Annotated in this window: 12 protein-coding genes; 7 read left to right on the forward strand and 5 right to left on the reverse strand. The window is 73.1% G+C overall.

Going from position 1 to position 20,499, the window contains the following annotated elements; translation table 11 throughout:
• The first annotated feature begins 4 nt into the window (after positions 1-4).
• Both CLM62_RS39570 and CLM62_RS39575 read left to right on the forward strand, forming a co-directional pair.
• Positions 5-1,114: an ABC transporter permease gene (locus CLM62_RS39570; RefSeq protein ID WP_095754714.1), complete on the forward strand. Its 1,110-nt coding sequence runs from the start codon at positions 5-7 to the stop codon at positions 1,112-1,114.
• A gap of 2 nt (positions 1,115-1,116) precedes the next feature.
• On the forward strand, positions 1,117-2,160 hold the full coding sequence (locus tag CLM62_RS39575) for an NAD(P)-dependent alcohol dehydrogenase (RefSeq protein ID WP_095754777.1): 1,044 nt from the start codon (positions 1,117-1,119) through the stop codon (positions 2,158-2,160).
• 264 nt (positions 2,161-2,424) lie between these two features.
• On the opposite strand, the gene CLM62_RS39585 is transcribed toward CLM62_RS39575, so the two are convergent.
• Genes CLM62_RS39585 through CLM62_RS39595 form a run of 3 tightly spaced genes read right to left on the reverse strand, consistent with a single transcriptional unit; the run spans position 2,425 to position 5,266 of the window.
• Complete coding sequence (locus CLM62_RS39585) at positions 2,425-3,213, reverse strand: ThuA domain-containing protein (protein ID WP_095754715.1); 789 nt, start codon at positions 3,211-3,213, stop codon at positions 2,425-2,427.
• A gap of 3 nt (positions 3,214-3,216) precedes the next feature.
• Positions 3,217-3,981 carry an SDR family NAD(P)-dependent oxidoreductase gene (locus CLM62_RS39590; protein WP_095754716.1) on the reverse strand — a complete coding sequence of 255 codons (765 nt, stop codon included), beginning with the start codon at positions 3,979-3,981 and terminating at the stop codon, positions 3,217-3,219.
• Between the two features lie 55 nt (positions 3,982-4,036).
• Positions 4,037-5,266 carry an acyl-CoA dehydrogenase family protein gene (locus tag CLM62_RS39595; RefSeq protein WP_095754717.1) on the reverse strand — a complete coding sequence of 410 codons (1,230 nt, stop codon included), beginning with the start codon at positions 5,264-5,266 and terminating at the stop codon, positions 4,037-4,039.
• Positions 5,267-5,463: 197 nt separating this feature from the next.
• Here CLM62_RS39595 and CLM62_RS39600 point away from each other — a divergent pair, with 197 nt between their 5' ends.
• The 5 genes from CLM62_RS39600 (at position 5,464) to CLM62_RS39620 (ending at position 18,427) form a co-directional block, all read left to right on the forward strand.
• Positions 5,464-7,002, forward strand: coding sequence for an AMP-binding protein (locus tag CLM62_RS39600; RefSeq protein WP_095754718.1), 1,539 nt, complete (start codon positions 5,464-5,466; stop codon positions 7,000-7,002).
• Positions 7,003-7,057: 55 nt separating this feature from the next.
• Complete coding sequence (locus CLM62_RS39605; protein ID WP_095754719.1) at positions 7,058-7,663, forward strand: histidine phosphatase family protein; 606 nt, start codon at positions 7,058-7,060, stop codon at positions 7,661-7,663.
• A gap of 39 nt (positions 7,664-7,702) precedes the next feature.
• Positions 7,703-8,662: a PDR/VanB family oxidoreductase gene (locus CLM62_RS39610; protein ID WP_095754720.1), complete on the forward strand. Its 960-nt coding sequence runs from the start codon at positions 7,703-7,705 to the stop codon at positions 8,660-8,662.
• Positions 8,663-8,765: 103 nt separating this feature from the next.
• A complete protein-coding gene (locus CLM62_RS39615) occupies positions 8,766-16,901 on the forward strand; it encodes a type I polyketide synthase (RefSeq protein ID WP_095754721.1) in 8,136 nt (2,711 codons plus the stop codon).
• Positions 16,902-16,915: 14 nt separating this feature from the next.
• Positions 16,916-18,427 carry a tryptophan 7-halogenase gene (locus tag CLM62_RS39620; protein WP_095754778.1) on the forward strand — a complete coding sequence of 504 codons (1,512 nt, stop codon included), beginning with the start codon at positions 16,916-16,918 and terminating at the stop codon, positions 18,425-18,427.
• Here the strand turns inward: CLM62_RS39620 and CLM62_RS39625 are convergent.
• Both CLM62_RS39625 and CLM62_RS39630 read right to left on the reverse strand, forming a co-directional pair.
• Positions 18,409-19,452 (reverse strand): oligopeptide/dipeptide ABC transporter ATP-binding protein, encoded by a 1,044-nt coding sequence (locus CLM62_RS39625; RefSeq protein WP_218835661.1) that lies wholly within the window; start codon positions 19,450-19,452, stop codon positions 18,409-18,411. The two genes, CLM62_RS39620 and CLM62_RS39625, sit on opposite strands and share 19 nt — an antisense overlap.
• Positions 19,449-20,495 (reverse strand): ABC transporter ATP-binding protein, encoded by a 1,047-nt coding sequence (locus CLM62_RS39630; protein WP_373559233.1) that lies wholly within the window; start codon positions 20,493-20,495, stop codon positions 19,449-19,451. The genes CLM62_RS39625 and CLM62_RS39630 overlap by 4 nt, the downstream gene beginning before the upstream one ends.
• Between the last annotated feature and the right edge of the window lie 4 nt (positions 20,496-20,499).

Consider the following 20,499-nt stretch of genomic DNA (forward strand, 5'->3'; position numbering starts at 1 on the left):
TGACATGACATCCACCCCGACCCGGGCCGCGGGACTCAGCCCCGCCGCACCACCGCCCGAACCGGACAGACCCGCGCCCACCCCGGTCGCGTGGGGCCGGCGGGCAGCGGCGGCCCTGTCGTTCCGGAACATCGGCGCCGTCTATGTGTGGCTGGTCATCGTCGTGCTCTTCTCCGTCTGGGCACCGGAGACGTTCCCGACGGCCATCACGGTCAAGCAGATCCTGAACGGCAACGCCGTGGCCGGGCTCGTCGCCCTGAGCGTCGTACTGCCGCTGGCCGCGCGCGTCTTCGACCTGTCCGTCGCCTACACCATGTCGCTCACCAGCGTCCTGACCGCCTACTTCATGGTCTCCACGGGCCTGGGCCCAGGCGCGGCGATCTCCCTGGCGATGACCGCCGCGCTGCTGATCGGCGTGGTCAACGGGGTCGTGGTGGTGGTGCTGCGCGTCGACTCGTTCATCGCCACCCTGGCCACCGGGGCACTGATCCAATCCCTGATCACCATGGTCACCAACGACAGCTCCATCACCGGTGTGCAGCTGCTGGCGAAGCCGTTCGCGAGCATCGCCCAGCTGGACGCGGGCGGCATCACGCTGCCGGTGCTGTATCTGCTGCTCGCCGCGGCGGCCATCTGGTTCCTGCTGGAACACACCGCCAGCGGACGCCGGTTGTACGCGACCGGCTTCAACGCCGACGCGGCACGCCTGCAGGGGGTGCGCACCGACCGGCTGCGGTTCCTGACCCTGGTGGCGTCCGCGCTGCTCTCCGGTTTCGCCGGGATCGTCTTCGCGTCCTCGGTGGGATCCGGATCGCCGACCGCCGGCACGCCGTATCTGCTGTCCGCCTACGCGGCGGCCTTCGTCGGGGCGACCCAGCTGCGCGCGGGCCGCTTCAACGCCTGGGGCACCGTCCTCGCGGTGCTGCTGCTCGGCACCGGCATCACCGGGCTCGGGCTCGCCACCAGCGCGCAGTGGGCCGCGAGCCTGTTCACCGGCTCGGTCCTCATCGTCGCGCTGGTCCTCACGGGTGGGCGGATCGCGCTACCGGCGGCTCTACGCCGCCGGAAGTCGCCGCCCGCCGAGCCTCAAACCACCCCTGACAAGGAGATCTGATGATGAAAGCGGTTCAGTACCGGACGGTGGGTGCCGGGCCCGAGGTGGTCGAGGTTCCGGTGCCCGAACCGGGCCCGGGCCAGGTGCTGCTGAAGGTGACGGCTGCGGGGCTGTGCCACTCCGACCTGGCGGTCATGAGCTGGCCCGAGGAACAGTTCCCCTATCCGCTGCCGATGACGCTCGGCCACGAGGGCGTCGGAACCGTCGCCGCTCTGGGCAGCGGTGTCACCGAGGTGGCGGAAGGCGACGAGGTGGCCGTGTACGGCCCGTGGGGCTGCGGCCACTGCCGCACCTGCGCCGAGGGCAGGGAGAACTACTGCCCGCACGCCGCCGGGCTCGGCATCATGCCGCCCGGTCTGGGCTCTCCCGGTGCCCTCGCCGAGTACATGGTCGTGGACTCGCCCCGCCATCTGGTGCCGTTGGGCGGACTGGACCCGGTGCAGGCGGCACCGCTCACCGACGCCGGGCTGACGCCGTATCATGCGATCAGGACGTCCCTGCCGAAGCTGGTGCCCGGCAGTACGGCGGTGGTGATCGGTGTCGGTGGTCTGGGGCATCTCGCCGTGCAGTTGCTGCGTGCGCTGACGTCGGCCCGGGTGGTCGCTCTCGATGTGAGCAAGGAGAAGCTGGAGCTGGCGAGTGCGGTCGGCGCCCACGAGACGCTGCTCTCCGATGGCGAGGCGGCGGCACGGGTACGGGAACTCACCGGCGGCACGGGGGCGGAGGTGGTGCTGGACTTCGTGGGGGCCGAGGCGACCTTGGCGGTGGCCGCCGCGGTGGTGGCGGTGGCGGGGGATGTGACCGTCGTCGGGATCGGGGGCGGGACTCTGGCGATCGGGTTCGGTGGGGGTGTGCCGTTCGGGGTGTCCGCGTCGGCGCCCTACTGGGGGAGCCGGGTGGAGCTCATCGACGTGGTCGGGCTCGCGCGGCAGGGGCTTGTTTCCTCCCATGTGGAGACGTTCTCGATCGAGGACGCTCCGGCGGCGTACGAGCGTCTGCATGCGGGGGAGATCAACGGCCGTGCGGTGGTGCTGCCGCACGGGTGAGGCGGGCTGCGGGCGTGGTTTCTTCGCCCCCGCCGCCCCTACCCGTCCCATCCTTCTGGGGCTCCGCCCCAGACCCCGCCAGGGGGCTCTGCCCCCTGGACCCCCGCTCCTCAAACGCCGGAGGGGCTGAAATCAGCCCGTCCGGCGTTTGAGGACGAGGCCGTTCAGGCCGATAAGCGGGGGTCTGGGGGCGGCAGCCCCCAGGGATGGGACGGGTAGGGGCGGCGGGGGCGAAAAACCCCCGGGGCGGCGCCCCAGGTTCGCTCAGCTGCCCACCGGGCTTCTGACACCACCCACGACCCTCTCGACACACCGTCCCAGAACTGTCAGGAACTCCGTCGTCTCCCAGGGGCCCCGGTCCACCCACCCCGTGTCGTCCACACCGAGGTCCTGCACGTCGTACCGCCCCCGGCAGTGCCCGAGGGTGAAGCAGCACACCTCCCCCAAGCCGTGCCGCTTCAGATACAGCACAGGCCGCGGCGCGTCATCGAGCGCCGCCGTGTCACCCTCGGCGAACCCCCGGCACGGCCCCGTGTACTCGGCGTGCAGCAGCACCTCCAGCTCCCCGTGCAGCTCACAGACGTACAGCTCATCGGTGACCGTGAACGGCTCGATCCCCGCGACCAGCGGATGGTCCGGCCGGGTCACCCGCACCACGTACGGCTCGATCGGCGGGTGCGCGAGAAACTGGCTGCCGAGCACCTCGGCGAGCTCCCCGAGGAGCCGCGGAGTGGTGAACACCCGCGGCCCGCCGGGGGCCGGCGCCTCGATCACCGCGTTGGTGCCGTGCAGGGCGAGCCAGCGCCCGCCGCGCTCGACGAACCGGGCCAGCGCGGCCCGCTCGGCCGGGCGGGGCCGGACGTCGCAGGTGTACGTGACCAGCAGGTCGGCCTGCTCCAGCGCGGCGACACAGTCGTAGCCCTGGTGGACGCTGGTGCGTACCCGCGGGTGATCGCCGAGCAGTTCCAGCAGCCGGAGCCGCGCGTAGTCGAAGTCGTGCCATTTGCCGCCGCAGACCAGTACGGCGTCGAGGCGGCCGGCCGGGCCCGCCACGGCTCAGTACTGGACGCGGGTCAGCAGCCCGCCGTCCACCACGAGGTTGACGCCGACGCAGAAGGAGCCGGTCCGCCCGAGCAGGAACGCCACCGCCGCGGCCACGTCCTCGGCGGTGCCGTAGCGGCCGATCGGCAGCTTGGCCAGCACCTCCTCGTAGACCTCCGGGCGGCTGGTGCGGATGGTCTCCCACGCGCCGCCGGGGAAGTCGATCGGGCCGGGGGAGACCGTGTTGACGCGGATGCCCTTCGGAGCGAGCGCGTGCGCCAGGGCGGAGGCATGCTGGACGACCGCGGCCTTCATGGCGGAGTAGGAGTTGGCTCCGGCGGGGCGGGCCGTGTCGGAGGCGTTGGTGGTGCCGATGGCGACGACGGCTGCCCGGTCGGAGGCCTCCAGGTGGGGCATGGCCGCCTCGACCAGTCCGGCGAACGGGATCAGGTCACCGCGCAGGCTGGCCTCCCATGACTCGGGGCCCTTGACGTTGCCCGCCGAGACATTGGACACCAGCAGGTCCAGGCCGCCCAGTTCGCCGGCCGCCCGCTCCACGAAGCCCGCGAGCGCGGCCGGGTCGGTGACGTCGACCGGTTCGGCGAACACCGTCGCCCCCTCGCCGCGCAACTCGGCGGCGGCCTTGGCCAGCGCCTCCTCGCCCCGGGCGCACAGCGCCAGCGCGCAGCCCTCGGCGGCCAGGGTTCCCGCGATGGCCCGGCCGATACCCCGGCTCGCACCGGTCACCAGTGCCTTCGCACCTGTCAGTCCCAGATCCATGGATGTCACTCCTTTGTGATGACGAGATGGCGTGATGGCCGTAGCGGCCGGTGTGTCAGTTGCCGGGGAGCTGTGAGAACGGCACCCGGTCCACCCGTGGTTCCGGCGGCAGTTTCAGTACGCGCTCGCCGATGAGGTTGCGCTGGATCTGGTCGGTGCCACCGGCCAGCCGGTAGCCGGGGGCGCCCAGCAGGTGCTGGGTCCAGGCGAACGTGCCCGGCTCCCCGGTGTCGGCGCTGATCCGGGCGCCCATCAGCTCGGCGGCGACCTGTCCGGTGCGGCTCAGCAGGTCGGAGGCCATGAGTTTGGTCAGGGACGCCTCGGGGCCCGGTCGGCCGCCGGTGGCGCTCGTCCTGGCGACGCGGTCCACGGTGGCGGCACGCAGCGCGGTGCGTACGTACAAATCGGCGAGCTGCTGGCGGACCAGCGGATCCCCCGTGCGGCCGAGCGAGCGCGCGAGGGCGAGCACGTCCGGGAAGGTGCCGCCCTTGCGCCGGTTGCCGGTGCCGGAGGCGGTCCGTTCGAAGGCGAGGGTGGTGGTGGCGACCTCCCATCCCTGCCCTGGGCGCCCGATCCGCAGCCGGTCCGGAACGCGTACGCCGCTGAGGAACACCTCGTTGAACGAGGCACCGCCGCTCATCTGGCGGATGGGGCGCACCTCCACGCCGGGCGCGTCCATCGGGACCAGGAACGCGGTGATGCCCGCCTGTTTGACGACGTCCGGATCGGTGCGGGCGAGCAGCAGCCCGTAGTCGGCGAACTGGGCTCCCGAGGTCCACACCTTCTGACCGTCGATCACCCACTCGTCGCCCTCCTGCCGGGCGCGCGTGCGCAGCGCGGCGAGGTCGGATCCGGCGCCGGGCTCGCTGAAGAGCTGGCAGGCCAGCAGGTCCGTACGCAGGAACGCCCGGGCGTGGTCCTGACGCTGCTCGGCCGTCCCGAACAGGGAGACCGCCATCGCGACCAGGCGCACGGTGACGCTGATCAGCTCGGTGGAGGGCGGCACCTCGAAGGCCGACTCCTCCTGCGCGAAGGCCGCCACGTGGGCGGCGGTCAGGCCCGCTCCGCCCTTGTCCTCGGAGAGGGTCAGGGCCTGGTACCCGGCGTCGAAGCGGGCGCGCTGGTAGACGCGGCAGCGTTCCAGCAGCAGGCGTTCCTCGCCCTCCGGGAGGTTGTGGAAGACGGCGAGGTCACCCGTGGCCTCGGCTTCCCGGGCCGGTTCGAGCACGGTGGCCAGCCACTGCCGGACCTGTGTGCGCCATGCGTCCAGATCGGGCTGGGACATGGCTCCTCCTCAAGGACAGTTACCAGATGACGGTTTCAGTAACAGGGACCGGGATGTGCGGCCCCTTGCCCGCCAAAGCCAGGGGCGGATGCTTCCGGCTCGGGTCAGAGTGTTCCGCACTTTCTTGATAAACGCTACAGTCTCGGCATCGACTCTCCCACGCACCGGGAGGGGCCCGAGGAGCCGCCGGAGGAGCCATGTCTCTGCTACCACTAGACCGTCGCGCCCAGGAGACACCCCACGAGCCCGCTCTCGTCGACGATCAGGCCGTGCTGACCTGGTCGCAGCTCGCCGACCAGGTCGCGCGGGCGGCGGCACGGCTGCTGGAGATCGCACCCGGCCCCGACGACCGGGTCGCCGTCCTCGGCGACAACGCGATCCCGACCCTGGTGGCCCATCTGGCCGGCCTGCGCGCCGGAGTGGGAACCGTCGCCACCTCCCGGCACCTGATGGTGGGCGAACTCGTCGACCAGATCATCGACGCGGGCGTGACGGGGATCGTCTCCGGCCCCGCCGGCGCGGTCACCGCCCTGGAGGCGGCCCGCGAACTGGGCCTGCCGGTCGTGATGCACGGAACACCGCCGATCGGGCACGCCTTCGACTGGGACCTGTGGCTGGGTGCGGCGCCCGACGGGTGGACTTACCCCACAGGTCGGGCCGCCCGCCCGCCCCTCGTCTACACCTCCGGAACCACCGGCCGGGCGCGCGGCACCGAGGTGCGCTGGGTGGGCGGTCCGGTCGCGGACAGCTCCGCCTACGTGGCCGCGATGGCCGACCGGCCCGGATTCCCGCCGGGACCGCACCTCGTGTGCGGCCCACTGCAGCACAACGCGCCGCTGACGTCCCTGCGGCACCTGGCGGCCGGACAGCAGGTCGTCGTACTCGGCGGGTACGACGCGGAGGCGTTCCTGCGCCGCGTCGAGGAGTGGCGGGTCACCTCCACGGTCATGGTCCCCACCCACTTCCAACGCCTGCTCGCCCTGCCGGAAGAGGTCCGTGGCCGGTACGACGTCTCCAGCCTCCTCCAGGTCTCCCACACCGGGTCCGCGTGCCCGCCGGACGTGAAGCGGACCATGATCGAGTGGTTCGGCCCGGTGCTGACCGAGTCGTACGGCGCCAGCGAGGCGGGCACCGTGGCACGCATCAGCAGCACCGAGTGGCTGGCGCATCCGGGTTCGGTCGGGCGCGTCCAGCCTCCGTTCGAGGTCCTGGTGACCGACGACGACGGCCGTCCTCTGCCGCCCGGCGAGCTCGGACTGCTGGCGTTCCAGGCACCCGAGGGCCGGGGAGTGCGCTACCACGCGGACCCGGACAAGACCAAGGCCGCCTATCTCGCGCCGGGTCTCTTCACGCTCGGCGACATCGGCTACGTCGACGCAGACGGCTACATCTTCATCACCGACCGGGCCGCCGACGTCGTGGTCTCCGGCGGGGTCAACCTGTACCCGGCCGAGAGCGAGGCGGTACTGCGCCGGCACCCCGCGGTCGCCGAGGTCGCGGTCATCGGCGTGCCCCACCCGGACTTCGGCGAGTCCCTGCGCGCGCTGGTAGTGCCCGCCGCGGACGAGCCGTCGGCCGAGGAGCTGGACCGGTTCTGCCGCGACCGGCTGGCCGCCTACAAGTGTCCCAAGTCCTACGAGTTCGTCCCGAGCCTGCTGCGCAACGCGATGGGCAAGCTGGACAAACGCGCGATGCGTCGCCCCTACTGGCGCTCCGAGCGGACCATCGCCGGCTAAGAGCCTGTGTCACGGAAGAACCCGCGCCCGCCACCCGTACATACGAAGGATCACCATGACCGAACTCCTCCTCATCCGGCACGGCCTCCCCCTGGCGGGCGTCTACGACCCGGGGCTGTCGCCGGAGGGCACCGCCCAGGCCGAACGCCTCGCCGCCTGGCTCGTGCACGAGGACCTCGACGCCCTCTACACCAGCCCCTTCCAGCGGGCCCGCGAGACGGTCGCGCCGCTGGAGCGGCTCACCGGCATGACCGCCACCGTCCTGGACGACCTGCGCGAATGGGACACCGACGTCTCGCACCCCTACACACCGCCGGAGCAGATCCGCGCGGACGACCCCCGGTCGGTGGCGCTCTCCGAGGGACGGTACGAGGACTTCGTGCCCGACCTGGACTGGGACGCCTTCCGGGCCCGGGCGGCGCGGGGCATGAACACCATCCTGGACGCCCACCCCGGCGGGCGGGTCGCGGTCGTGTGCCACGGCGGCATCACCAACACCTACCTGGCGACGGTGCTCGGCCTCTCCCGCATGTTCTGGTTCCACCCCGACTACACCTCGGTCAGCCGGGTGCGACGGCTGCCGGGCGGACGCGTCGTTCCGCACTCGGTGAACGAGACGGCCCACATGGTCGCCGAGCGCGCCGTCGACGCCGTCGCCTGACCTGCCCGCATCCCCCGCACGAGACCAGGTTGACCCACCATGACCGACCAGCTGCCCCCGGACGAGCAGACCCTCGTCGTGGCGACCCGTACCCGCGCCGCCGACGGCGTCGTCTCCCTCACCCTGCGCCGCCCGGACGACCGGCCCCTGACGTCCTGGACCGCCGGAGCGCACATCGATCTGCTCCTGGAGGGCGGCCTGATCCGCCAGTACTCGCTGTGCGGGGACCCTGCCGACCGGGAGGCCTGGCGGATCGCCGTCCTGCGTGAGCCGCAGGGCCGCGGCGGCTCCGCGTACGTCCACGACCACCTCCCGGAAGGTTCCGCCGTACGCGTCCGCGGGCCGCGGAACAACTTTCCGCTGCGGCCGGCCGCGCGCCATCTGTTCATCGCCGGCGGTGTCGGCATCACGCCGATCCTGCCGATGGTCGAGGCGGCCGAGGCCGCGGGGGCCGACTGGCGTCTGCTGTACGGCGGCCGCACCCGTACCTCCATGGCATTCCTGGACCGCCTCACGCCCTACGGGGACCGAGTGCTCGTCCGCCCGCAGGACGAGTACGGCCTGCTGGACCTCGCCGCCTTCCTCGGCTCACCCGAGGAGGGCACCCTGGTGCACGCCTGCGGCCCCGAACCCCTGCTGCGGGCGGCGCAGGAACAGTGCGCCGACTGGCCGACCGGCACGCTGGGCGTCGAGCGGTTCGCCCCGGTGCGGACAGCCGAAACCCGCACCGCCGAGGCCTTCGAGGTGGTGCTCGCCCGCACCGGGCTCACGCTCACCGTGCCGCCCGACCGCTCGGTGCTGGAAACCGTGGAGGAGGCCGGAGTCGACGTGGACTTCTCCTGCCGCGAAGGCACCTGCGGCACCTGCGAGACCGACGTACTCGACGGCACACCCGACCACCGCGACTCCCTGCTCAGCGAGGACGAGCGGGCCACCGGCGACACCATGCTCATCTGCGTCTCCCGCTCGTGCGGGCCCCGCCTCGTTCTCGACCTGTGAGTTCGATCTTTCCCCGCGTTTCGCGCTCTCCTCGCCACTAGGCTCGACGCCCGTGTACCGCAAGGGGCTTGGCCGACGGCCGAGCATCGGGGAGGCAGGGCGTATGAGGCACGACGAGCTGATCCGGCCGTTACCGGAGTTACTGAGGAGGCACGCCGAGCTGTCGGGGGAGCGTGTCGCGTTCTCCGACTCCTCACGGAGCGTCACCTACGCCGAGTTGGAGCGGCGCACCGGCAGGCTGGCCGCGTATCTGACCCGGGCGGGCCTCGGCCGCGGTGACCGGGTCGCGATCTGCCTGGGCAACCGCGTGGAGCTGGTGGAGAGTTGCCTCGCCACCGTGCGGGCGGGAGTGGTCGGCGTCCTCCTCAACCCGCGCTCCTCCGACGCCGAACTCGCCCATTTCCTGCGGGACAGCGGAGCTTCGGTCCTCGTCACCGACACCGCGCACCTGGCTCAACTCCGGCGGCTGGAGCCCGAGTACGACCGTCTGCGCATCCTGCTCACCGGTGCCGGCCCCGTTCCGGCGGACGCCCCGGACAGCACCGTCCTCTTCCGGACCGCCGTCGGCGACGACGGGTCCCCGGACCCCGGTGGGCCGCCCGGCGACGGCCTCGGGCTCGGGCTCGACGACCCGGCCTGGATGCTCTACACCTCGGGAACCACCCACCGTTCCAAGGGAGTGCTGTCCACGCAGCGCGCCGCACTGTGGTCGCCGGCGGCCGTCTACGCCCCCGTCTTCGGGCTTTCGTCCGAGGACCGGGTTCTCTGGCCGCTGCCACTGTTCCACTCCTTCGGGCACTCCTTCGCGATCCTGGGCGTCACCGCTGTCGGCGCGAGCGCCAGGATCGCCGGCGAACACCTTCCGCCCGGAGGGCTGTGGCAGGAGCTCCATTCGCCGCCCGAAGAACTCGGCGGGCCCTTCACGGTGCTGGCGGGCGTTCCCACGACGTATCACCAGCTGATGTCCTCGGCCGGCAAGGCCTCGTCGTCCTCCCGCCCGGCGCTGCGGCTGTGCGTCGTCGCGGGCGCACCGTGTCCCCCGTCGCTGCACACGGCGGTCGAGGAGACCTTGGGCGCGCCACTGCTGAACGCGTACGGCAGTACCGAGACCTGCGGCATGATCGCGGTCAGCCCTCCGGAGGGGCTCAGGGTCGATGGTTCCTGCGGACCGCCGGTGCCGGGCATGGACGTCCGGGTCGTCGATCCGCGCGGTGGCAACGATGTCGCGGACGGCGACGAGGGCGAGATCTGGGTGCGCGGGCCGGGGCTCATGACCGGGTACCACAACCAGCCCGAGGCGACGGCCGCCGCGCTGAAGGACGGCTGGTACCGCACCGGGGACCTCGGCCGCCGCGTCGAGTACGGCCACCTCACCCTCACCGGCCGGGTCAGCGAGCTGATCATCCGCGGCGGCGAGAACATCCACCCCACGGAGATCGAGCAGGCCCTGCTGCGTTGTCCCGGCGTGAGTGACGCCGTGGTCGTGGGCAGGGCGCACGACGTCCTCGGCGAGGTCCCGGTGGCCTTCGTCGTACCGGGCCCCGACGGGATCGACCCGCGGCGGGTGCTGGCCGAGTGCCGCACCCGGTTGTCCGAGTACAAGGTGCCCGTCGAGATCCACGAGATCGCCGCCGTCCCACGCACCGCCTCCGGCAAGATCGCCCGCCATGCGGTCGTCCCCACAGTGGCCCGCCTCGCCCCCGACGACCGGTCCGCCCCGCCCCCGGCGACCGACGCCTCCCTGCGCGAGCGACTCCTGACCCTGGCGCGGGAGGAGCGGGAACGCGTCCTGCGCGAGACGGTGCTCGCCGAGACGGCCGCGGTCCGCGGTGACGCTCCGGGCGACCCCCTCGACGCGGACACCCCCTTCACCGATCTCGGGCTGACCTCCGTGGGCGCCGTCACGCTGATCGACCGGCTGGGCGCGGCGACCGGCGTGGACCTGCCGACGACGCTGGTCTTCGACCACCCGACTCCGTCCGATGTGGCCGGGTACCTGCGTGCCGCCCTCTTCGAGCCGGCGGCCGGGGAGCGCACCTCCGCCGCGCGGCCGGTTCCCGGAGCGGTCGGCGAGGATCCGGTGGTGATCGTCGCGATGGGCTGCCGCTACCCCGGCGACGTCCACTCTCCCGAGGAGCTGTGGCAGCTGGTGTCGGAGGGCAGGGACGCGATCTCGCAGTTCCCCACCGACCGGGGCTGGGACCTGGACGGCCTCTACGACACCGACCCCGACCGCCTCGGCACCTCGTACACCCGCAGCGGCGGATTCCTGCACCGGGCCGCGGAGTTCGACGCGGGCCTGTTCGGGATCTCGCCCCGGGAGGCGCTGGCCACCGACCCGCAGCAGCGGCTCCTCCTCGAGACCTCCTGGGAGGTGTGGGAGCGGGCCGGCATCGCGCCGGGCTCGCTGCGCGAGAGCGACACGGGCGTGTTCGTCGGCGTGATGCACTCCGACTACTCCTCCCGTTTCCACCGCACCCATGATCTGGAGGCGCATCTGGGTCTGGGCTCGGCCCGCAGCGTGGCCTCCGGCCGGATCTCCTACGTGTACGGCCTGCGCGGTCCCGCGATCACGGTCGACACCGCGTGCTCGTCCTCGCTGGTGGCGCTGCACATGGCGGCCCGGGCGCTGCGCTCGGGGGAGTGCTCCCTGGCCCTGGCCGGCGGGGTCACCGTGATGTCGACGCCCAAGCCGTTCATCGCCTTCAGCCGACAGCGCGGCCTGGCACCGGACGGCCGCTGCAAGTCGTTCTCGGCGGCGGCCGACGGCACCGCCTGGGGCGAGGGCGTGGGACTGGTGCTGCTGGAGCGGCTGTCCGACGCGCGGCGCCACGGCCACCCGGTGCTGGCCGTGCTGCGCGGTTCCGCCGTCAACTCCGACGGCGCGTCCAACGGCCTGACCGCACCCCACGGACCGGCCCAGGAACGGCTGATCACGCGGGCGCTGGCCGACGCGGGGCTGCGGGCGAGCGACGTGGACGCGGTGGAGGCGCACGGTACGGGCACCACGCTGGGCGACCCCATCGAGGCACGGGCGCTGCTGGCCACGTACGGGCAGGACCGCGAACGCCCGCTGTGGCTGGGCTCGGTGAAGTCGAACATCGGGCACACCCAGGCGGCGGCCGGGGTCGCCGGAGTCATCAAGATGGTGCAGGCCATGCGGCACGGGGAACTGCCCCGGACGCTGCACGCGGAGCAGCCCTCGCCGCACGTGGACTGGTCCTCCGGCCGGGTCGAACTGCTGACCGAGGCCCGGCCGTGGCCGTCGGAGGACCGGCCGCGGCGCACCGGCGTGTCGGCCTTCGGGATCAGCGGGACCAACGCGCACGTGATCCTGGAAGAGCCCCCACCGACTCCCGAGAAGCAGACGCTTCGAAGCTCCCGCGAAGACCCGGCGGACTCCCCCCTGCCCCTGCCCGTGCCCTGGCTGCTCTCCGGAGCCGACGAAGGCGCCCTGCGCGCCCAGGCACGACGGCTCGCGGCCCATCTGGCGGACCGGCCCGGCCAGTCGTCCGCCGACATCGGTTTCTCCCTGGCGGTGTCGAGGCCCGCCCTGACCCACAGGGCGGTGATCCCGGCCGGCGACCGGGCCCGGATGCTCCAGGCGCTGCGGGCGCTCGCCGACGGCACGGCAGCGGGAACCGTGCGGGGCTTGGCGGACCCCGGCATGCGTACGGCGTTCCTGTTCACCGGCCAGGGCGCGCAGCGCGCCCGCATGGGAGCCGAACTCGCCGCCACGTTCCCCGTGTTCGCCACAGCCTTCGACGAGGTCTGCCGGGAACTGGACGACGGTCTCGAACACCCGCTGCGTACGGTGACGGAGGCCGAGCCGGGTTCACCTCAGGCGGCCCTGCTCGACCGTACCGACTTCACCCAGGCCGCACTCTTCGCCTTCGAGGTGGCCCTGTTCCGGCTGCTGGAGTCCTGGGCGGTGCGGGCCGACTTCCTGGCCGGTCACTCCGTGGGGGAACTGGCGGCGGCCCATGTCTCCGGCGTCCTGGACCTGCCCGATGCGGCCGCACTCGTCGCGGCCCGTGGCCGGCTGATGCAGGCGCTGCCCGACGGCGGTGCGATGGTGGCCCTGGACGCGACCGAGGACGAAGTCCTCGCCGCGCTGCCGGACGCCGGGAACCGGGTGGCGGTCGCCTCCGTGAACGGGCCGCGCTCGGTGGTGATCTCCGGCGCGCGGGACGCGGTACTCGCCGTCGCGGCCGGGTTCGAGGCGCGTGGCAGCAGGACCGTACGACTGCGGGTGGGCCACGCCTTCCACTCCCCCCTCGTGGAGCCCATGCTCGACGAATTCCACGCGGTCGTACGGGAGTTGAGCTTCCGGCCGCCACGGATCCCGGTGGTCTCCGCCGTGTCGGGCCGACAGGCCGATGCGGGGGAGCTGTGTTCCCCGGAGTACTGGGTGCGGCACGCCCGGCTGCCGGTGCGGTTCGCCGACGCCGTGCGGTGGCTCGGGGACAACGGGGTCGCTGCCTTCCTGGAGCTGGGTCCGGGGCCCGTGCTCACCGCGGCGGCCGAGGACTGCCTGGCCGACGGGGACGGTTCCCTCGCCGCGCGGGGCGGTCCCGTCCTCGTCGCGGCCACGCGCGGCGGCGAGCGGGAACCTCAGACGCTGCTGTCCGCCGTGGCCCGCCTCCAGGTGCGCGGGGCGCGCGTCGACTGGTCCGCGGTGTTCGCGGGCACCGGCGCGCGGCGCGTGGACCTGCCGACGTACGCCTTCCAGCGGCAGCGGTACTGGCTGGACGCCCCGCCCCTCGGCTCGGCCGCGGCCGTGGGGGATCACCCGCTGCTGGGCCCGGCGTTCGCGGTCCCGGGTACCGGCCGAACGGTGCTGACCGGGCTGCTGTCCACCCTGACCCAGCCGTGGCTCGCCGACCATGTGATCGGCGGGACGGTCCTCGTGCCCGCGACGGCGTTCCTGGAGATGGCCGCCCGGGCGGGCGACGAGGTGGGCCGCGCAACCGTGGACGAACTCGTGGTCCTGTCGCCGCTCACCCTGCCCGGCACCGCGCGGGTACGCCTTCAGGTCGTGGTGGGCGAGACGGACGACTCCGGGCGGCGGCAGGTCGACATCTACTCCCGGGCCGACGAGGCCGACGAGTCCGACGAGGCCGACGCATCCGCCGCGGACGACCCCGAGGCCTCCTGGACCCGCCACGTCACCGGGCTGCTGGGCCGAGCGACCGAGGAGCCCGGGACGGGGCCGGCGGTGACCGAGCCGGGGCAGTGGCCGCCGCGGGGCGCCGCCGAGGTGGACCTCACCGGCGCGTACGACACCCTCGCGGACGCCGGTCTCGCCTACGGGCCCGCGTTCCGGGGTGTCCGGGCGGCATGGCGGCGCGGCGACGAACTCTTCGCGGAGGTCCGGCTGCCCGAGTCGCAGGCGGCGGAGGCCGGCCGGTTCGGCCTCCACCCCGCGCTGTTCGACGCCGCGTCGCACGCCTCGCTCCTCGCCGCGCCCGAACCCGAGCCGGGCCGCCCGGCCCGGGTGCCGTTCGCGTGGAACGGCGTGCGCCTGCACGCCGCCGGAGCGTCGGAGCTGCGGGTGCGGGTGACCCCGGCCGGCCCGGACACGATCTCGCTCACCCTCACCGACCCGATGGGGCGTCCGGTGGCCCGGGTCGACTCCCTGGCCACCCGAGACCTCCCGGCCGGGCAGGCGAGCCCGGCGGCAGACGTCGTACGACGTGCCCTGCTGCGCCCCGACTGGATCGACGCGGTACTGCCCGGCCATCCCGACCACGCGGAAGCCGCGCGCTGGGCGGTACTCGGCCCGGACGAGCTGAACCTCGGCGGGCTCCTCCCCGGCATCGGGAGGACGGACGATCCGACCGACCCCGAGTGCGTGGTCGTCACCGCCATCGGCCCGCCGGCGGACGCCGATCCGCTGCCCGCCGTACACGCGCTGACCGGCACAGTGCTGCGGGCGCTGCAGGACTGGCAGGACGATCCGCGCACGGCGGGGTCACGGCTCCTGGTGGTGACGCGGGACGCCACCGCGCCGGTGCCCGATCCGGCCGGAGCCGCGGTCTGGGGGCTGGTGCGCAGCGCGCAGTCGGAACTGCCCGGACGTGTCGTCCTGGTCGATGTGGACGGACGGCCCGAGTCCCTGCGGCTGCTCCCCGCCGCGGTGGCCGGAGGCGAGCCCCAACTGCGCGTCAGGGCCGGGCAGGTGACGGTGCCACGACTGACCGCGTCCTTGGGCCAGGGCACGGATGCCGGCTCCGTCCGCCCCGCCTTCGGACCCGACGGCACCGTGCTGATCACGGGAGGCACCGGGGCACTGGGCGCGGAAGTCGCCCGGCACCTCGTCTGCCGCCACGGCGTACGGCATCTGCTGCTGACCGGGCGCCGTGGCCCGCAGGCACCGGGAGCCGAAGAACTGAGCGGCTCCCTGGAGGAGTTGGGCGCCGAGGTCGGGATCGTCGCCTGTGACGCGGCCGACCGCGCCGCCCTGACCGAGGTGATCAAGAGCTGTGAGCCTCCACTGACCGGTGTGGTGCACGCGGCGGGCGTGCTCGACGACGGCGTGCTGGCCGCGCTGACCCCCGAGCGGATGGCGACCGTACTGCGGCCCAAGGCGGACGCGGCCTGGCATCTGCACCAGCTGACCCGGGACCTGGATCTGTCGGCGTTCGTCCTGTTCTCCTCGGCCTCGGGTCTGCTGGGCCGGGCCGGCCAGGGCAACTACGCGGCGGCGAACTCCGTTCTCGACGCCCTCGCCCGCCATCGCACCGCACAGGGGCTGCCCGCGGTCTCCCTGGCCTGGGGCCCGTGGGAGCACGGCGCAGGAATGGCCGCACCAGCAGGGTCCCGTGACGGCGGCGGGTTCCCGGGCCTCTCCACGGAGCAGGGCCTGGCGCTGTTCGACGCGGCGCTGGGAGCGGACGCGCCCGTGCTGGCGCCGATCCTGCTGGACCGGGCCGCGCTCCGGTCCGCCGGACAACCCCTGCCACCCCTGCTGCGAGGACTGGTGCGTCCGGCCCGGCCGACCGCCTCGGGCGGCGGAACCTCCGCGCCCGGCCCGGAGCAGACCTTGGAGCCGGGGGCGTGGCGAAAGCTGCTCGCCGGGGTGCCGGCCGGCGAACGGGAGGCGGCACTCACGCGGTTGCTGCGCGCCGACGTGGCCGCGATCCTCGGCTACCCGCACGCCGACGCGCTGCCCACCGGAAAGGCCCTCGCCGACCTGGGTTTCGACTCCCTCACCGCGGTCCAGATCCGCAACCGGCTGAGCCTGGCCCTGAAGCTCAGGCTGTCCGCGGCCGTGGTGTTCGAGCACCCCACGGCGGAGGACCTGGCCCGCGGTCTGCTCGGCCTGCTGGACGGATCCCTGCCCGCGCCGGAGGCGGAACGGCCCGCGCACACCCTCTCCCTCTCCTCGCTGTTCGGCAAGGTCAGCGGCAGCGGCCGTCCGGTGGCCGCGATGCACCTGCTGGTCACCGCGTCCTGGGCCCTGCCGACCTTCACCGCCGCACAAGCGCGCGAGCATGCCCTGCCGCCGATCCGCCGCGCCGGCGGGCGCCGGGGCACGGGGCGGCCGACCGTCGTCTACTTCCCGGCCCACCACCCGTCGTACGCGTCCGAAGGCGGCGAGTACCCGCGCTTCCACCGGTGCTTCGAGGGCGACCTGGACGTGGTGGAGTTCCCGCATCCCGGCATCGGTGGGGGCGCCGCCGTGCCGGAGGACCCTGCCGCACTGGCCCGTACGCATGCCGAGACCGTGCTGCGGCACGTCGGGGACAAGCCCTTCGTGATCGTCGGACGGTCCGCGGGCGGCAACGTCGCCCACGAGGTGACCCGTTACCTGGAGGGCATCGGCACCGCACCCGCCGGCCTCGTGCTGATCGACACCTACCACGTCAACGAGGCCACCATGGACAAGGAATGGCTGCTGTCCCTGGGCGCCCCGGTCTCCCGGAACCTCGCAGAGCCCGTCGTCATCGGGGTCGACGACAGCGCCCTGGCCGCGATCGGCGCCTACCACCGCCTTTTCCTCGGCTGGGACCCCGAGCCCGTCGACACCCCCACGCTCCTGGTCCGCCCGCTGGAGCCCACCCCGGCCATGGCGGCCGCCGAGGACGGCGACGGCTGGCGGACGTCCTGGCCGGTGCCGCACGACGTCATGGACGTCCCCGGCGACCACGTGACGATGATGCGGGAGCACGCCGAGACCACGGCGTCGGCGATCCGCACCTGGATCGACGCGCGCACGACGGAAGGAGACCGGTGAGTCACTCGAAGAGCATGGAGGAGTACGACGTCATCGTCGTCGGAGGCGGTCCGGCCGGGGCGACCGTCTCGGCGGCCGTCGCCCTGAAGGGCCACCGCGTTCTCCTCGTCGAGCGGCACACGTTCCCGAGATACCAGATCGGCGAGTCGCTGCTCCCCTCCACCGTGCACGGCGTGTGCCGCATCCTGGGTGTCGAGGACGAGGTCGCCGCCGCGGGCTTCAAACCGAAGCGCGGCGGTACGTTCCGCTGGGGACGCGGCCGGGACCCGTGGCAGTTCTCGTTCGCGCTGTCGCCCCGGCTGGCCGATCCGACCTCGTTCGCCTACCAGGTCGAGCGGTCCCGGTTCGACACGATCCTCCTGGACAACGCCCGCCGGGTCGGCGTCGACGTACGGGAGGGCTGCCGGGTCACCGGCGTACTTGCCGACGAGGAGCGGGTGCGCGGCGTCCGGTGGACCGGCCCCGACGGAGAGCCCCGCGAGGCCGGGGCCCGGTACGTCGTGGACGCCTCCGGCAACGGCAGCAGGATCCACGCGCGCGTCGGCGGGAAGCGGACGTACTCCGACTTCTTCCGGAACATGGCGGTCTTCGGCTACTTCGCCGGAGGCGAGCGGCTCCCCGCGCCGAACGACGGCAACATCTTCTGCGCCGCCTTCGACGAGGGCTGGATCTGGTACATCCCGCTGCGGGACGACCTGACGAGCGTGGGCGCGGTGGTGAGCCAGGAGAACGCCGCGGCGATCCAGCGGGACCCGGCCGCCGCCTGGCGCCGCCTGATCGACGCGTGCCCCGAGGTCCGGGACCTCCTCGACGGAGTACCCCGGGCGACCGAGGCGCCGTACGACGAGGTCCGCGTGCGCAGGGACTGGTCGTACTGGAAGTCCCGGCTGTGGCGGCCCGGCATGGTGCTGGTCGGAGACGCGGCGTGCTTCGTCGATCCGGTCCTGTCCTCCGGCGTGCACCTCGCCACCTACGGCGCCCTCCTCGCCGCGCGGTCGATCAACAGCGGCCTCGCGGGAGTCCTGGACGAGGGCCGCCTGTTCGACGAGTTCGAGGCCCGCTACCGGCACGAGTACGGCCTGTTCTACGAGTTCCTGGTCTCCTTCTACGACATGCACCAGGACGAGCGGTCGTACTTCTGGAAGGCGCGCAAGCTCACCAACGTCGGCGCGACCGAACTCGAGGCGTTCGTCGAGCTGGTGGGCGGCCTGGCGTCCGGCGACGCGTCGCTCACCGGGCCCGGGGCCGCGGGTGCGCGCCTGACGGCAGCTTCCTCCGACTTCGACCGGGCCGTGGGCCGCCTTCCCGGCTCCGACGGCCTGCGCAACCCGCTCCTGGAGTCCGCCACCGTCCGCCAGGTGTTCCAGGAAGGCGCGATCCTGCAGGAACGGGGCGTGTTCGGCGGGCCCTTGGAGGAGGAGACCCCCGTCCGTGCCGGCGGTTTGGTGGCCTCCGAGGACGGCCTCGCTTGGGTGAACCCCGCCCCTGACAAGAGAGTTGGCGGTGGTCAGTCGATCAGCGGGTAGTGGCAGGCCGTGTGCCGGCCGGAGGGCGTCCGCGTGAGTCCGGGGCGTTCCAGGGCACAGCGCTCGCGGGCGTACGGGCAGCGGGTGCGGAACGCGCACCCCGTCGGCTTGTCCACCGGGTTGGGCACTTCGCCGGTGAGGACGATGCGTTCCCGGCGCGGTACGTCCGCCGCCGGGGTGCCGTCGTCGATGTCCGGGGCCGCGGAGAGCAGCGCCTGCGTGTAAGGGTGGGCGGGGGCGTCGTACAGCGCTTCCGTCTCGGCGAGTTCGACGATCTCGCCGAGGTACATGACGGCGATCCGGTCCGACACGTGACGGACCACTCCGAGGTCGTGGGCGATGAAGACGTAGGTGAGCGCGAACTCCTCCTGGAGGTCGGCGAAGAGGTTCAGTACCTGCGCCTGGATCGACACGTCGAGCGCGGACACCGGTTCGTCGGCGACGATCAGCTTCGGGGAGGTGGCCAGGGCCCGGGCGATGCCGATGCGCTGGCGCTGCCCGCCGGAGAACTCGTGCGGATAGCGGTCCAGATGAGCCGCGGCCAGTCCTACGACGTCGAACAGCTCGGCGACCCGGCGGCGGACCGCGGCGGCGTCCCCGTAGCGGTGCACGAGCAGGGGCTCGGCCACGATGTCCCCGGCGCGGCGGCGGGGGTTCAGCGAGGCCTGCGGGTCCTGGAAGACCAGCTGCATACCCGGACGTACGGGTCGCAGCCGGCGGGCGGACAGCGTGGTGATGTCCTGCCCGTCGAACTCGACTCGTCCGCCGGTGAGTTCGGTGAGCCGTACCAGGCAGCGGCCGAGGGTGGACTTGCCGCAGCCCGACTCGCCGACGATGCCGAGCGTTTCCCCGCGGCGTACCTCCAGCGACACTCCGTCCACGGCGCGCAGCACCCTGCGGTGCCGGGACAGCGCCTGCGTGCGCAGGGGATAGTGCTTGGTGACGTCCGTGGCGCGCAGCAGCACTTCGCCGCCCGGCCGGGCATCGCTGTCGTCGTCCACGGTCACGAGGTTCTGCGCCGTCACGGTGTCGTCTCCCTTGCCACGTCCGGTACGTCCGTCGCCGCCGCGCGCGCCGTGAGCCGCAGCGAACCGCGGTCGTCGGGCGGAAGCCAGCAGGCGTCGCGATGCGCGGTGTCGCCGTCGCCCGCGGCCAGCGCGGGGCGTTCGGCGCACCGGTCGTGACGCAGCCGGCAGCGCGGCGCGAACGCGCACCCCTGCGGAAGGCCGCCCGGCGAGACCGGCACGCCCGCGATGGTGGGCAGCCGCCGCAGCCTGGGGCCGCCGACGCGGGGCACCGAGTCGAGCAGCCCCCAGGTGTATGGGTGCCGCGGACCGTGGAACACCGCCCGGCGCGGGCCTTCCTCGGCCGCCCGGCCGCCGTACATGACCAGGACCCGGTCGGCGATCCGGGAGATCACCCCCATGTCGTGGGTGATGAGCACCACGGCCGATCCGCGCCCGTTGAGCTCGCGCATCAGATCGAGGATCTGCGCCTGCACGGTCACGTCGAGCGCCGTGGTCGGTTCGTCGGCGATCAGCAGCGCGGGACTGCAGGACAGGGCCATCGCGATGACCACGCGCTGGCGCATGCCGCCGGAGAACTCGTGCGGGTAGGCGTTCACCCTGGAGGCCGCGTCGGGGATGCCGACATCGGAGAGCAACCGGACGGCGCGGGCGCGCGCCTCTTTGCGGGACACCTGGGCGTGGGCCCGTATCTGCTCGGCGATCTGCCATCCGACGGTGTAGACGGGCGTCAGCGCGGTCATCGGGTCCTGGAAGACCATGGCGATCTCCCGGCCCCGTGTCGCACGCATCTCCTTGTCGGGGAGAGCGAGCAAGTCACGCCCACGGAAGAGGACCTCGCCCGACACGGTCACGTTCGGGCTGGTCAGCAGCCGCAGTACGGCCAGCATCGACACGCTCTTGCCGGAGCCCGACTCGCCCACGACGCCCAGGACTTCGCCGGGAGCGACGGTGAAGGAGAGACCGTCGACGGCTGTGACGGGGCCGGTGCGGGTGCGGAAGGAGACCCGCAGATCTCGTACGTCCAGCAGAGGCTCAGGCAAAGGC

It is taken from the genome of Streptomyces sp. SA15 (assembly GCF_002291145.1).
Taxonomy (GTDB): Bacteria; Actinomycetota; Actinomycetes; order Streptomycetales; family Streptomycetaceae; genus Streptomyces.

Coding starts and splice junctions, on each gene's coding strand:
- CLM62_RS39570 (WP_095754714.1), top strand. CDS start 5: ATGACATCCACCCCGACCCGGGCCGCGGGACTCAGCCCCGCCGCACCA.
- CLM62_RS39575 (WP_095754777.1), top strand. CDS start 1,117: ATGAAAGCGGTTCAGTACCGGACGGTGGGTGCCGGGCCCGAGGTGGTC.
- CLM62_RS39590 (WP_095754716.1), bottom strand. CDS start 3,981: ATGGATCTGGGACTGACAGGTGCGAAGGCACTGGTGACCGGTGCGAGC.
- CLM62_RS39595 (WP_095754717.1), bottom strand. CDS start 5,266: ATGTCCCAGCCCGATCTGGACGCATGGCGCACACAGGTCCGGCAGTGG.
- CLM62_RS39600 (WP_095754718.1), top strand. CDS start 5,464: ATGTCTCTGCTACCACTAGACCGTCGCGCCCAGGAGACACCCCACGAG.
- CLM62_RS39605 (WP_095754719.1), top strand. CDS start 7,058: ATGACCGAACTCCTCCTCATCCGGCACGGCCTCCCCCTGGCGGGCGTC.
- CLM62_RS39610 (WP_095754720.1), top strand. CDS start 7,703: ATGACCGACCAGCTGCCCCCGGACGAGCAGACCCTCGTCGTGGCGACC.
- CLM62_RS39615 (WP_095754721.1), top strand. CDS start 8,766: ATGAGGCACGACGAGCTGATCCGGCCGTTACCGGAGTTACTGAGGAGG.
- CLM62_RS39620 (WP_095754778.1), top strand. CDS start 16,916: ATGGAGGAGTACGACGTCATCGTCGTCGGAGGCGGTCCGGCCGGGGCG.